12 protein-coding genes are annotated in these 13,046 nt (G+C 55.7%); 9 read left to right on the top strand and 3 right to left on the bottom strand.

Annotated elements, in window-relative coordinates; translation table 11 throughout:
- Positions 1-16 precede the first annotated feature (16 nt).
- The 6 genes from DFK18_RS02010 to DFK18_RS01985 all read left to right on the top strand — a co-directional run bounded on the left by DFK18_RS02010 (position 17) and on the right by DFK18_RS01985 (position 6,139).
- A complete protein-coding gene (locus DFK18_RS02010; RefSeq protein ID WP_114416521.1) occupies positions 17-1,108 on the top strand; it encodes an MlaE family ABC transporter permease in 1,092 nt (363 codons plus the stop codon).
- Entirely contained in the window at positions 1,105-1,902 is a 798-nt protein-coding gene (locus DFK18_RS02005) for an ABC transporter ATP-binding protein (RefSeq protein ID WP_218563873.1), read from the top strand. Before DFK18_RS02010 ends, DFK18_RS02005 begins: the two co-directional genes overlap by 4 nt.
- Positions 1,899-2,783 carry an MlaD family protein gene (locus tag DFK18_RS02000; protein ID WP_114416519.1) on the top strand — a complete coding sequence of 295 codons (885 nt, stop codon included), beginning with the start codon at positions 1,899-1,901 and terminating at the stop codon, positions 2,781-2,783. The genes DFK18_RS02005 and DFK18_RS02000 overlap by 4 nt, the downstream gene beginning before the upstream one ends.
- Complete coding sequence (locus DFK18_RS01995) at positions 2,783-3,379, top strand: ABC-type transport auxiliary lipoprotein family protein (protein WP_114416518.1); 597 nt, start codon at positions 2,783-2,785, stop codon at positions 3,377-3,379. Before DFK18_RS02000 ends, DFK18_RS01995 begins: the two co-directional genes overlap by 1 nt.
- Before the next feature lie 109 nt (positions 3,380-3,488).
- Positions 3,489-5,081, top strand: a complete 1,593-nt coding sequence (locus DFK18_RS01990) for an ABC transporter permease (protein WP_218563872.1) — start codon at positions 3,489-3,491, stop codon at positions 5,079-5,081.
- A complete protein-coding gene (locus tag DFK18_RS01985; RefSeq protein WP_114416517.1) occupies positions 5,078-6,139 on the top strand; it encodes an ABC transporter ATP-binding protein in 1,062 nt (353 codons plus the stop codon). Before DFK18_RS01990 ends, DFK18_RS01985 begins: the two co-directional genes overlap by 4 nt.
- Positions 6,140-6,165: 26 nt before the next feature.
- Here the strand turns inward: DFK18_RS01985 and DFK18_RS01980 are convergent, their stop codons facing one another.
- Positions 6,166-6,759 (bottom strand): elongation factor P hydroxylase, encoded by a 594-nt coding sequence (locus DFK18_RS01980; RefSeq protein WP_114416516.1) that lies wholly within the window; start codon positions 6,757-6,759, stop codon positions 6,166-6,168.
- 150 nt (positions 6,760-6,909) lie between these two features.
- Between DFK18_RS01980 and DFK18_RS01975 the strand changes: the two genes are divergently transcribed.
- The 3 genes from DFK18_RS01975 to lexA all read left to right on the top strand — a co-directional run bounded on the left by DFK18_RS01975 (position 6,910) and on the right by lexA (position 9,729).
- A complete protein-coding gene (locus DFK18_RS01975; RefSeq protein ID WP_114416515.1) occupies positions 6,910-8,265 on the top strand; it encodes an MATE family efflux transporter in 1,356 nt (451 codons plus the stop codon).
- A gap of 19 nt (positions 8,266-8,284) precedes the next feature.
- A complete protein-coding gene (locus DFK18_RS01970) occupies positions 8,285-8,989 on the top strand; it encodes an SIMPL domain-containing protein (RefSeq protein ID WP_162299656.1) in 705 nt (234 codons plus the stop codon).
- 113 nt (positions 8,990-9,102) lie between these two features.
- Positions 9,103-9,729 carry a transcriptional repressor LexA gene (gene lexA / locus DFK18_RS01965; protein ID WP_114416513.1) on the top strand — a complete coding sequence of 209 codons (627 nt, stop codon included), beginning with the start codon at positions 9,103-9,105 and terminating at the stop codon, positions 9,727-9,729.
- An 8-nt stretch (positions 9,730-9,737) separates the two neighbouring features.
- Here the strand turns inward: lexA and DFK18_RS01960 are convergent, their stop codons facing one another.
- A complete protein-coding gene (locus DFK18_RS01960; protein WP_114416512.1) occupies positions 9,738-10,292 on the bottom strand; it encodes a DUF6586 family protein in 555 nt (184 codons plus the stop codon).
- Positions 10,289-12,904, bottom strand: coding sequence for a type I DNA topoisomerase (topA, locus tag DFK18_RS01955; protein WP_114416511.1), 2,616 nt, complete (start codon positions 12,902-12,904; stop codon positions 10,289-10,291). Before topA ends, DFK18_RS01960 begins: the two co-directional genes overlap by 4 nt.
- Positions 12,905-13,046: the final 142 nt, after the last annotated feature.

The raw sequence follows: 13,046 nt of genomic DNA, 5'->3' as shown, positions 1-13,046 counted from the left end.
CGTTGATGGAGTAAACATGGAGTCAACTCAGACAAGCCCAAAACTACTCACCGAAGCCAGCCAGATGCGGGTCCAGGGCAACTGGACCAGCCCCCAGCTGGCCAGGTGGCTGGCACTCAAGGACTGGCTGCAACGCCCTGCTTTACCGCTGTTATTGGACTGCCGGGAGATGGACACCAACGGTGCCCTGGTCTTCCTGCAGATTTTTGGTGCCCATCCGAGCAACTGGCCGCAGGGCCTGACGGCCCGCCAAACCCAACTTCTCTATTTGGTCAGGGATAAACGCCTGCCCCCACCCCGCCAGGAAAAACTCAATTGGCTGGCCGATCTCGGCTATCGCGGCATCAAGATCATCAAGCATGCTCGCCAACTGCTGGATTTTATTGGCCGCCTCAGCCTGGGATTGGTGGATCTTCTGCTCCATCCCGGCCAGCTCAAACTCAAATTGATTCTGGATGTCATCCAAAAAGATGGCCTCCATGCCCTGCCGATTATTAGCCTGATGGCCTTTTTGCTGGGTGCGGTGATTGCCTGGCAGGGTGGACTGCAACTGGCCACCTATGGGGCCAATATCTTTATCGTGGAGCTGGTAGCTATTACCCATCTGCGCGAACTGGGTCCTTTGATTGCCGCTATCCTGGTGGCAGGACGTTCAGGGTCGGCTTACGCCGCCCAGCTGGCCACCATGAAGATGAATCAGGAAATCCAGGCCCTGGAAACCCTGGGTCAGGATGCTTATGCCTGGCTGGTTTTCCCCAAGCTGGCAGGCCTGCTCATCACCCTTCCCCTTTTGACGGTGCTGGCGGATCTGGCCGGTCTGGCTGGGGGCATGCTGGTCGCCAGCCTGCAGCTGGATATCAGCCCCACGGCTTTCTGGCAGCGTCTGGGCAGTTCTATTCCCGTGGGTCATTTCTGGGTGGGCCTGGTTAAAGCCCCGGTTTTCGCGCTGGTCATCGTGCTGGTGGGTTGCATGCAGGGTTTTCTGGCCAAGGGTGGTGCTGAAGCCGTCGGTCAGCGCACCACCCGCAGCGTCGTCCAGGCCATTTTTCTGGTCATCATTCTGGATGCCATCTTTTCAATCATTTTCAGCAGGGTAGGCTGGTCATGATGGACAAGCAGTCCGAGCCACTGGTCGAGCTCAGCCAGGTTCACACGCGCATGGGCAACGAATGGATTCACCAGGATCTGGATCTCAGTGTTTATCGCGGGGATCGCCTGGCACTGGTGGGAGCCAGTGGTTCCGGCAAATCGGTGCTCTTGAGTGTGATCGCCCTGCTCAATCAACCCACTTTCGGCAAGCTGCGTCTTTTTGGGCAAGAGGTTACCGAGCTGACTCGGGAAGACTACAAACAGCTGCGTACCCGCATGGGCATGATGTTCCAGCAGGGCGCACTCTTTACCAGCCTCAGCCTGTTGGAAAATATCAAATTGCCTTTACGCGAGCAGCTTCAGCTGCCCGAATCGCTGCTCGACGATCTGGCCATGATGAAAATCCAATTGGTGGGTTTACCCGTGCGGGCTGCTCACCTCTGGCCCCAGGAACTCAGTGGCGGCATGCTCAAGCGGGCTGCGGTGGCCCGTGCCCTGGCTTTGGACCCGCCGCTGCTGTTGCTGGACGAACCCACGGCAGGGCTTGATCCGGCCAGTGCCAGTGCTTTCGATGAGCTTCTATTGGATCTGCACGCCAATCTTGATCTGACCCTGATCCAGGTGACTCATGATCTGGATTCGCTGTGGCGGGTCACCGATCAGGTGGCCTTTCTGGGCCGCAAAAAACTCCTGCGTAAAGCACCCATGGAAGAATTGATCCTTGAGGAAGACCCGGATATCCGTCACTATTTTGCCAATACCCGTGCCGGAAATGCTGCCAACCGAACGCAAGCAGGGAAGTCCAGCCTATGAATCCCAATATCAACTACACCCTCGTCGGCGCTTTTGTTCTCTGCCTGGTGGCCGGACTAATCGGCCTGACCAGTTGGATGACCCTGGATAGCGACGCGGATGCACGCCTGCCCTACTATACCTATTTTTATGATTCGGTATCCGGTCTCAGTGAAAGGGCCCAGGTCAAATATCGGGGGGTGCCTATCGGTTATGTGGAATCAATTGCCCTGGTCAGCGACCCGGAAGAAAAAGTACGCCTCAAACTCATGCTGGATGCTGATGCCCCCATCCGAACCGACACCTATGCCACGCTTCAGTACCAGGGGGTCACCGGGCTTTTAACCGTGGAACTCAAAGGCGGGGAAGAAAGGGGCGATCCCCTGCCCACCAGTAAAAAGTTTCCTGCCGAAATTCCCAGCCAGGCTTCGCGTCTGGTCAAGTTTACGGACAGCCTGGAAGACCTGAGCAGTCAGCTAAACCAGCTGCTGCAATCCTTTAACCGGGTCAGTAATCAATTGGCCGAGTTGACCGACGACCAGATGCGCAGCGAACTGATCGGTTTGATGCAAACCAGCCGGGAATTGATGACGACCAGCAATGAACGCCTGGAGCAGCTGGACCCCGAGATCTATGCCCGTCTGGCCGAAGAACTGACCCGGCTGGCCAGCGGTTTATCCGCTCAGGTGCAGACACTGCCACAAATGAAAGAAGAGATTTCCGGCGAACTCAGCGCTCTGAACACCTCCCTGCAAAGTTTGATCGCCGATACCCGCAGCGGCAGCCGCCAACTGGGACCGGCCCTGCGCAAACTGGAATTGCTTTTGGAACAGCTGCGCCTGGAAGAAGATACCTGGCTGCGCAGTAATCAAATCCAACCCCTGGGACCCGGAGAAGACTAATGTTGAAAAAACTTCTGGCCGCCGGGTTGCTGGTCACCCTGTCTGCCTGCAGCCTGCTACCTGAACCCTCACCTGCACCCCGCCAGCTGTTATTGGCTTCACTGATCACGGCTCAAACCAGCCAGGCTGGAGAACCGGGAGAAGTTCGCTTGATCATCGAGCAGCCTCTGGCTGCAACCCCCCTGCAAAACCGGGAAATCTGGTATCGGGATGCGGGATTGGCGTTAACACCGTTCAGTCGGCACCTCTGGGCAGAAAGCCTGGACCGCCAGCTGCAACGTCTGGTCACGGAGTACCTGGCCAGCCAAAGCTGGGTTGGCGCTGTCAGCCTGGACCAAAGTGGCTTTCGTGCAGACTACCGTTTACGCCTGCACCTGCATGAATGGTATCTGGATGCCGAAAGTAGGGAAGTTCTGATCAGCATCCAGGCCAACCTGCTTGAACCAGGTGGGGACAGCCTCTGGCAGGGGCGCTGGACAGCCCTACCTGAAGTCGAATCCATTTCCCCCCAGGGCATGGTGACTGCCAGCCAGCAATGGTTGGAAACCTGGGTTCAGGACTTAAACCATAAATTGATCCAGGTCGTAGGGAAATAGAGCTGAGTATAATTATCATTTACAAGCCGTTAAAAATCTGCTAGCTTGCAAAAGTCCAAGTCTCTAAAAAGACTCTATTTTTTCCATCCAAGTCAGGGTCAGCCCTTTCATGAGCAAGAGTGCAGCCAGTCATCTTTACAGGATATGGGGTCAACGCCCGCCTTTCTATATCCTGATCCCTTCGCTGGTTGCAGTCATCGCCATGGTTTTGCCGCTGATTTACCTGGCTTTAAGAGCCTTTCAGGCTGACCCCCAGGAATTAAGCCAGCTGGTTTTCCGCGAACGCAACCTGGAACTGCTTTTCAATACCCTCAAGCTCACCTTTGGCGTGCTCTGCCTGACCACCCTCATGGCACTGCCGACGGCCTGGCTGGTGACGCGTACCGATATCCGTTTCAAAAAGCTGATTACTCTGCTGGCCGTGGTACCCCTGGCGGTCCCCGGTTATGTCATGGCCTATGCTCTCCTGGGCCTGGGCGGCCACTATGGCATTTTCGCCCAGTTGTTTGACTGGCAGCTGCCCCGAGTTCATGGCTACACGGGTGCGGTTCTGGCGCTGGGTCTCTACACCTTTCCCTATCTTTTTTTAAACCTGCGGGCCACCTTGCTGGGGCTGGATCGCAGCCTGGAAGAAAGTGCCCAGGCCCTGGGGTACAGCCAGCGCCAGATTTTCATGAAAATACTCTTGCCCCACATGGCTCCGGCCTTGATGGCTGGTTGGCTGGTGATCGGCCTTTACGTCATGGGGGATTTCGGGGCCGTGGCCCTGATGCGTTTTGAAGCCTTCAGTTATGCCATTTTTACCCAGTATTCCAGTGCCTTTGATCGTATATATGCTGCCTGGCTGTCATTGATGCTGCTGGGACTGGCGGGCAGTTTCCTGCTGATGGAAAGCCTGCTTTTGAAGCGCAAGCGCCTGGCCAGTGTCGGTAGTGGCATTGCTCGTCCCAAGGCCCCCGCGCCTCTGGGCTGGAAGGCCTACCCTGCCTGGCTTTACCTGATCCTGGTTTTCCTGAGCTCCATCGGCCTGCCGGTGATGATTCTGGCCTATTGGCTGTTCCTGTCACCGCCGGATCTCAGTTTCTTCCTGGAAGTGCCCACCACCTTCCTGAGATCCGCCGCAGCCGCCCTGCCCGCTTCTCTACTGGCTGCCGGTTTTGCCTTGCCGATTGCCTACTTGCTGGTGCGCTATCCTTCCAAAATTTCCACCCTGGTGGAACGCTCCACCTACATCGGCTACGCCTTACCACCGCTGACACTGGCACTGGCGATGGTGTTCTTTGCCCTGAATACGGCCTTTTTCCTTTATCAGACGCTGGCCTTGCTGATCTTCACCTGGACGCTGGCCACCCTGGCCCTGGCCATGGGGCCGATTCGCAATTCACTGATGCAAACCCGGGCAAACCTTGAAGAAGCCTCTTTTTCTCTGGGGCATGGCCCGGTCAGCACCTTCTTTCATGTGGTCTTCCCGCGGTTGCGACGGGGTATCCTGGCCTCGATCGTGCTGGTTTTTCTTTTCTGCATGAAAGAACTCCCCATTACCTTTTTGCTGGCACCCACCGGCTACACCACTCTGGCCGTTACCGTATTTAACCGCACCTCTGAAGGTCTCATGGCTGAAGCAGCTCCCTTTGCTGCGGCCATCGTTGTCTTCTCCAGCCTGTCGGTCGGTATGGTTTTAAACAGTGAGGGCAAACGATGAATGCACCCAAGGCGATCAATTCTTCGCTCATTCAGCCTTTGATGCAGGTTAAAGGCCTTAGCAAACGCTATAACGAGGAGGATGAACTGGCGGTCAATCAGGTCAGCTTTGAACTCCAACCGGGTGAAATTCTGGCACTTCTTGGCCCCAGTGGCTGTGGCAAAACCACCACGCTGCGGATGCTGGCCGGCTTTGAGCATCCGTCAGACGGGCAGATTTTTCTGTACAACCGGGATGTAACCGAACTGCCACCGCAAAAACGCAAGATCGGCATCGTCTTTCAGGATTACGCCCTCTTCCCGCACATGTCTCTGCTGCGCAATGTTATTTTTGCCATGCGCCATATCCCCAAAGGCAAGCAGGAAGCCAAGGCCATGCAGTGGTTAGAGCTGGTGGGACTGACCGAATATGCCAAGCGCTACCCGCATGAACTCTCCGGGGGGCAGCAACAACGGGTGGCACTGGCTCGAACCCTGGCCGCTGAGCCCGAGTTGGTGCTGTTGGATGAGCCTTTTTCCAATCTGGATGCAGCCCTTAGGGAGAGTACCCGCAAAGAAATGCGTGCACTCTTCAAGGAGGCCGGAACCTCGGTCATCCTGGTGACTCATGATCAGGCCGAGGCGCTGACCTTTGCCGATAAGGTGGGGGTAATGCAAAAAGGACGCCTGATGCAGCTGGATACGCCGCAGGAAGTCTATCAGCACCCGGCCAATGCTTTCGTTGCTCAGTTCCTGGGCCATACCAACCTGCTTTCCGGCAAGGCGCTGGGCAATTTTGCCGAAACGCCGCTGGGACCCGTGCATCTGCATCGGGCCAGTGAAGGTGAAGTTCAGCTGTCACTCCGCCCGGAAGACCTGCAACTGACGGCCAGCAACCACCCTGATGCTGCCCGCGTGGTTGATCGCGAGTTTCGTGGCCATGATTACCTCTATGTGCTGGAACAGGAGGGCGTTCAATACTGTGCCATCACGCCCAGCCACGATTATTTTGAAATCGGCAGTCAGGTGACCCTGACCAGTGCGCGTCAGGCTTCGGTCTTACCGACCTACGAAAGCTAGGCCTCCAAACACTTCCCCTGGCGGTATCAGCTAACCGCCAGGTCATCCAGCGCCAACAAGCGCTCGCGAATACCTTCCAGGGCTTCTTCTTTCCACTGCGAAAAAGGATGCTGCCAAGCCGTGCAAAGGGCATTAAACAGCTCTCCAGCCCGCCCCAGCAAGCTTTCTTGTTCCAGAAACTGCTGCGTCAGACGATAGACCTGGCGCTCAAACCCGCGAGTGTCTCCAGGATTACCGGACAGATTGTCGGCGCTGATATGAAACCGCCGCCGACTGGCCAGGGTAAAGCAGTGTTCATAGGCCTGGGGCAGCACCTCTACTTTTTCAAATTCGCGCTGCTGCTCCGGGGTGCGCCCGTCCGGCAGGTACCAGTAACCGAAGTCTTCCAACTGACGCCGTTTTTCGCCAGCCACACACCAGTGGGCCAGTTCGTGCAGAGCACTGGTAAAAAAACCGCGGGCAAAGATAATCTGATGGTCGCCGCCAGTGATGGATGCAGGAAGGTACAAGGGCTCATCACCACCGCGAACCAAACGGGTGCGGTAGCGGTCATAAAAGACCTCGGCAAAAACACGGATGAGTTGTTCGCAATCGCGGTATTCAGAATCCTGATGAGTCAAAACAGCTCCTGCCCTGGCCAAGTAATCAATTAGGGCGCTGATTTTAACGTTTTTATCAAGACCCGGCAGTCTATTTATCTCGGGAAGATGCTATCCTGTGCGGCTTCGCTTTAACCCGCCTTTTTCTGGCTACTGGATTAATCATTTTTCATGCTGACTTCACGTTTTTGGCTGTACAACAAACCCCTGCTATTGCTGGCCTTGCCCCTGCTGGGCGCACATCTGGCCCAGACCGGCATGGGTGTCGTGGATACCCTGATGGCCGGGCGGCTCAGTGCCGTGGATCTGGCTGCTGTTGCCGTGGGAACCAGTGTTTTTGCACCCATCATGTTGTTGATTTTCGGCACCCTCCTCGCTGTTACACCACTGGTCGCCCGAGCAGATGGCAGTGGCGAAACCCAAAAACTGGCCAGCCTGCTGCATCAAGCCAGCTGGGTGAGTCTGGTGATGATTTTTCTGGCCTGGCTGGTCATGAGCAACAGCCTTTGGGTCTTCAATTTCATGCAGGTGGACCCGGAAGTTGCACGCTTGGCCGCTGCCTATCTTAAGGCTTTGGCCTGGGGACTTCCGGCCCTGGCTTTTTTTCAGGTATTGCGCTGCCTTTGTGAAGGACTGAATCATGCCCGTCCCATTCTGATCATCAGTTTTCTTGGCCTCCTGCTCAACATTCCCGCTAACTACCTATTGATTTACGGCAAGGCGGGGTTCCCGCAACTGGGAGCAGTCGGCTGCGGTTATGCCACCGCCTTAAGCTTCTGGTTTATGGCCTTGATGATCAGCCTCTACGTTCACTGGCAACCGCGGTATCGCGCTTTCCAGGTTTTCAGTCGTTGGCAGATGCCGGATTTAAACCAGATCGGCCAATTGCTCTGGTTGGGATTGCCCATCGGGCTGGCTATTTTTGTCGAAGCTTCACTGTTTACCACCATTGCACTTTTTATCGGCGGGCTCGGTGAAGTGGTGGTTGCGGGTCACCAGATTGCCTTCAATTTTACAACGCTGCTGTTTATGGTTCCCTTAAGCCTGGGCATGGCCCTGACAGTGAAGGTGGGTCATTTACTCGGGGCTCAAAAGGGCGAGGCTGCCCGTGAAGCAGCCTGGAAAGGCATGCAGCTGGCAGCACTCATCGCACTGATCAGCGCTGGCTTTATGGCCGTGTCTGCGCCCTGGGTGGTCCAGCTGTATACACCCAACTTCCAGGTTCAGGAGCTGGCGACAAGTCTTATTCTCTTGGCCGTTTTCTACCAAATATCCGATGCTTTACAAGTCAATGCAGCGGGCGCCCTGCGAGGCTACAAGGACACGCGCATCGTGATGCTGATCACCCTACTCGCCTATTGGATTATTGGCCTGGGCGGGGGCTGGTGGCTGGCCTTTGGCGACAACCCCTGGGGACCTCAGGGCGTTCGTGGCTTCTGGTATGGCCTGATCCTGGGACTGAGTTTCGCGGCCGCTCTCTTACTTTGGCGCCTGGATTCGACCAGTCGCCGCTATCTTGATGCTTAACCTTTCAGGAGTTAAACGCATGAAAAACCTTTTAAAACCCCTTCTTGCCAGCTTGCTGCTGGCTTGGATCAGCACCCCCCTGTTGGCCAGTGATTGGGCTCCCATCGCTCATCTAGAGGTGCAGGGAGAAGCCAGCCTTTCCCTGGATGCAGACCGGGTGAATATCCATGCCAGCTTCAGTGAGGAAAACCGGGATTCACGCCTGGCTTTACAGGAACTGGAAGCCGATTTCGGACGGCTGCTGCGCAAACTGCAGCGCCATAGCAATGAAACCATCAGCGTTGAAGCCGGCCAGCTCAGGGTCTATCCGCGGCGCCAGCGCCAGGGAGATCAATGGCAGATCAGTGGCTACCAGGCGCTTCGTGACGTGCAAATCAAAGCCGTGCCAGTAGAAGAAGCCGGTGAATGGCTGGATATGCTGGCTGAAGCCAGCCCTTCCCAGCTCGGCCCCCTGCAGTATTACAGCACCCAGGCTGCTGAAACACGCAATCCCGCTCTGGCGGCCGCACTGGAAGATGCAAGAGACAAGGCCAGCACCCTGGCCGACACCCTGGGACAAAGCCTGGGCAAGGCCCTGGAAATCGAGGAAATCAGCAGCCCGAACATCCAGCCACGTCAGGCAGTGATGATGGCTGAAGCAGGCCGCCAAAGTGATATTGAAGTCCAGCCGGGTAAGGTGGAAGCCCAAGCCAGAGTCAGAGTGGTGTTTGAATTGCTGGATTAATCTTTACCCCGGGGGGTGTAACGGCTAGAATACTGTATGAAAAGCTAGTGCTGGGCATGCATCCATTCTGTATACCCATCTACTACTCAAAACAGCTACTGCCGGGATCAACCATGCAAAAATTGACCAAGCGCCAGCAAGAAGTGCTGGACATCGTTAAACAAGCGATGCAGGAAAAGGGCATGCCGCCCACCCGGGCCGAGATTTCCCGTCTGCTGGGTTTCAAATCTCCCAATGCAGCCGAAGAGCACCTGAAGGCCCTGGCCAAGAAGGGAGCGATCGAAATGATGCCCGGCACCTCCAGGGGGATTCGCTTGCCCAAGGAGCCGGAAGTACCTGAAGGCGTGCCCGTCCTGGGCCAGGTGGCTGCGGGCAGTCCCCTGCTAGCGCAGGAAAACATCGATTCCCATTTGAAGGTCGATCCCGCCTCCTTCAGCCCCAAAGCAGACTATCTGCTGCGAGTTAAAGGCCTGAGCATGAAGAACATCGGGATCATGGAAGGTGATCTTCTGGCCGTTCACCGCACTCAGGAAGCACCCCGAAACGGTCAATTGGTGGTAGCGCGGATAGATGATGAAGTGACGGTCAAACGCTTCAAACAGGAAGGCAGCCGGGTGTGGTTACTTCCTGAAAATGAAGATTTTGAACCCATTGAAGTGGATCTGACTGAAGGCAACCTGGCCATTGAGGGCTTGGCTGTGGGCCTGATCCGCGAAGACTTCAACCACAGCCTGCACTGATTGGGGGATCAGTCTTCCCGCAACCCTTCCCTGAGTTCCTCGACGAGGCTCTTCAGGGCCAGGTGCATGCCCCGGGCATCGGCAAGCTGTTGCATCTCGGGGCTGCTGCTTTCCTGCACATTAACCAGCAGGATATTGCCACTGGCTTCCAGTGCTGCAACGGCCACTTCTTCCTGTACAGCAACCGCTTCGGGCACGGCACTGCCTGCCAGAGGTGCCCTGCGCATAAAATCCAGCGTGGCTGTCAGGCGACTGAGGGGATTGGTCAGATCTTGTTGAGCTGCTTGAAGGCGAACCAGTTCGGGCAGCTGTTGTTCACGCTTGGCTGCCTCCCGCTGCAAATCCTCCTGGCTGTTTACCAACTGGGGATTCAAACGGTAGGCGGCGGCAATTTCACGCAGAAAAGCCAGTTGTGCTGATTCCAGCGCATTGAGTGCCGCTTCGTGGCAGGCCTGCTGCCAGGCCACACGCGTTAGCTCTTCACGAAACTCCTGACCCGCTTCAATAAAAAGCCGGGCCTGGTAAAGCTTCTGATTGACTCGACTGCGCTGTGTCTCGATCACTTTTTCTTACCTGCCGACTTGGACTTGTCTTCCACCTTCCAGTTTTTTCCGTCCCAGAAGGCCCGAAAACCGGTTGCCTTGCCGTCTTTTTCCGCCTGAACATACTGCTCCTGAGTCTTGCGGGAAAAACGGATGACAGTAGGATTCCCTTCACTATCCTCTTCCGGTGCTTCTAGAATATAGTGGTGTTTGGGATCAATTTCATCCTTGTGAGGCTTTATTTCTTTCACCAGCGGCGGACGCGTCTCCCGTTTCTTGGGAAACTGGCTGGCTGCCAGGAAGAGACCACTGGCCCCATCCCTGAGCACATAATGATCATCAACCTTCTGGCACTGGATTTCCGGCATGGGTACCGGGTCCATCTTGGGTGGTGCAGGCTCACCATTTTTCAATAGCTTGCGGGTATTCTTGCATTCACTGTTGGTGCAACCAAAGTATTTACCAAAGCGCCCTGTCTTCAGCTGCATTTCGCTACCGCACTTGTCGCACTCAATCGTGGGACCATCATAGCCCTTGAGTTTGAACTGGCCTTCCTCGATCTGGTAGCCATCACAATCCGGGCTATTACCACAGATATGCAGCTTGCGCTTTTCATCGACAATAAAGCTTTCCATCGCCGTGCCGCATTTGTGACAACGACGCTTGGCCCGCAGCGCATCGACTTCGGCATCTTCGTCGCCATCTGCAGCAACGAACTCTTCACCCGGCATGAGGTTGATGGTTGTCTTACAACGCTCCTTGGGTGGCAGGGCATAACCCGAGCAACCCAGGAAAGTACCGGTGGAAGCTATACGGATCTGCATGTGTCGCCCGCAGGTGGGGCACTTGATATCCGTATCGACTGGCTGGTTGGGACGCATCCCTTCAGTGGATTGAGCCTGTTCCAACTGCTGCTTGAAGTCCTTATAGAAGCGATCCAGCAGATGCTTCCATTCTTCTTCACCGTCAGCCACCGCATCCAGGGAATCTTCCATGCGAGCGGTAAAACTGTAATCCAGCAGATCGCGAAAGGATTCAACCAGGCGATCAGTGACGATATCGCCCATTTTCTCTGCATAGAAGCGGCGGTTTTCCAATTTGACGTAGCCACGATCCTGGATGGTAGAAATGATCGAAGCATAGGTAGAAGGCCGGCCGATGCCGCGCTTTTCCAACTCCTTGACCAGAGCCGCTTCTGAATAGCGAGCAGGTGGCTTGGTAAAATGCTGCTTGGGGTCCAAACGATTCAGATCCAGGCTTTCCCCGACCTTCAGGTCTGGCAGTTCCTGGTCTTCGGCTTGTTTTCCACTAGGCGGCTGAATTCGGGTAAAGCCATCAAACTGCAGTACCCGGCCCTTGGCCTTGAGCTCATAGTCACCGGCCTTGACCGTCAAGGTGGTGGACAAATAGCGCGCTGGCGGCATCTGACAGGCAACAAATTGACGCCAGATGAGTTCGTAAAGTCTCTGCGCATCACGCTCCAGCCCGGAAATATCCTTGCCCTGAAGGCGCACATTGGAAGGTCGGATGGCTTCGTGCGCTTCCTGGGCACCTTCTTTGCTGGTGAAGACATTGGCTTTTTCCGGCAGGTATTGCTGGCCCAACTCTTCCCCGATCCAGTCGCGGCAGCTGGCCACGGCTTCCTGGGACAAATTGGTGGAGTCGGTACGCATATAGGTAATATGACCGGCTTCATAAAGGCGCTGGGCCAGGGTCATGGTTTTCTTGACCGAAAAACCCAGTCGGGTGCTCGCTGCCTGTTGCAGGGTCGAAGTAATATAGGGTGCACCCGGACGGCTGCTGGTAGGACGATCATCACGATCGGCCACCTGGTAATTGGCAGGTTCAAGTTCTGCCAGGGCTGCATCGGTTTCTTCCTTGCTGCCGGGGCGGAAATTCTTGCCCGCCTTTTTGGCCACCATGCAGGCCAGCGGTGTTTTATTCTGATTATGCAGATGTGCCGTAATATCCCAGTATTCTTCAGGAATAAAGGCGCGGATCTCCCGCTCCCGCTCCACGATCAGGCGCACGGCAACCGATTGCACACGTCCGGCAGAAAGACCACGTGCCACCTTGGACCAGAGCAGCGGCGAAACCATAAAGCCGACGACCCGATCAAGAAAACGCCGGGCCTGCTGGGCATTGACCTGATTCATATCCAGGGTGCCGGGGTCATCAAAGGCCTGGGTGATTGCTTTCTTGGTAATCTCGTTAAAAACAACGCGGCGATAACGACTGGAATCCCCACCCAGGGTCTCACTCAGGTGCCAGGCAATGGCTTCTCCTTCGCGGTCCAAATCCGTTGCCAGATAAACGGCATCAGCTTCCTTGGCCAGTTTTTTCAGCTCACTGACAACTTTTTCCTTTCCGGGCAGGGTTTCATAGTTGGCCTTCCAGCCGTGTTCGGGATCAATACCCATCCGGGCAACCAGCTGCTCCTGGGCTTTCTTCTTTTTATCCGTGGTGGTGCTCTTCTTGGCCCCCGCTTTGCCACGGGAAGTCTTGCCGCTCCCACTAACCGGCAGATCGCGAATATGACCAACACTGGATTTAACGATAAAATCGTTACCCAGGTATTTATTGATGGTCTTGGCTTTGGCCGGTGACTCGACGATGACCAGTGATTTACCCATTCCGATGACTATCCCGTTGATTGATAGAAAACCTTGTTTTTCCGCTAGCCCGCGGATTAAGCGGCCAATACAGTAACCCAGCAGTGGCTGGGATTCCAGCCCACAGCATTAAAAATGCCATGCCTGCAAGGCTGACAGCCCT

Source organism: Marinospirillum perlucidum (genome assembly GCF_003336805.1).
Lineage (GTDB): Bacteria > Pseudomonadota > Gammaproteobacteria > Pseudomonadales > Halomonadaceae > Marinospirillum > Marinospirillum perlucidum.
The sequence above is the reverse complement of the archived record's forward strand: the minus strand, read 5'-3'. Positions and strand labels throughout refer to the sequence as shown.

Excerpts from the sequence above, each read along its gene's own strand:
- DFK18_RS02010 (WP_114416521.1), top strand. The coding sequence starts at position 17 with ATGGAGTCAACTCAGACAAGCCCAAAACTACTCACCGAAGCCAGCCAG.
- DFK18_RS02005 (WP_218563873.1), top strand. The coding sequence starts at position 1,105 with ATGATGGACAAGCAGTCCGAGCCACTGGTCGAGCTCAGCCAGGTTCAC.
- DFK18_RS02000 (WP_114416519.1), top strand. The coding sequence starts at position 1,899 with ATGAATCCCAATATCAACTACACCCTCGTCGGCGCTTTTGTTCTCTGC.
- DFK18_RS01995 (WP_114416518.1), top strand. The coding sequence starts at position 2,783 with ATGTTGAAAAAACTTCTGGCCGCCGGGTTGCTGGTCACCCTGTCTGCC.
- DFK18_RS01990 (WP_218563872.1), top strand. The coding sequence starts at position 3,489 with ATGAGCAAGAGTGCAGCCAGTCATCTTTACAGGATATGGGGTCAACGC.
- DFK18_RS01985 (WP_114416517.1), top strand. The coding sequence starts at position 5,078 with ATGAATGCACCCAAGGCGATCAATTCTTCGCTCATTCAGCCTTTGATG.
- DFK18_RS01975 (WP_114416515.1), top strand. The coding sequence starts at position 6,910 with ATGCTGACTTCACGTTTTTGGCTGTACAACAAACCCCTGCTATTGCTG.
- DFK18_RS01970 (WP_162299656.1), top strand. The coding sequence starts at position 8,285 with ATGAAAAACCTTTTAAAACCCCTTCTTGCCAGCTTGCTGCTGGCTTGG.
- lexA (WP_114416513.1), top strand. The coding sequence starts at position 9,103 with ATGCAAAAATTGACCAAGCGCCAGCAAGAAGTGCTGGACATCGTTAAA.
- topA (WP_114416511.1), bottom strand. The coding sequence starts at position 12,904 with ATGGGTAAATCACTGGTCATCGTCGAGTCACCGGCCAAAGCCAAGACC.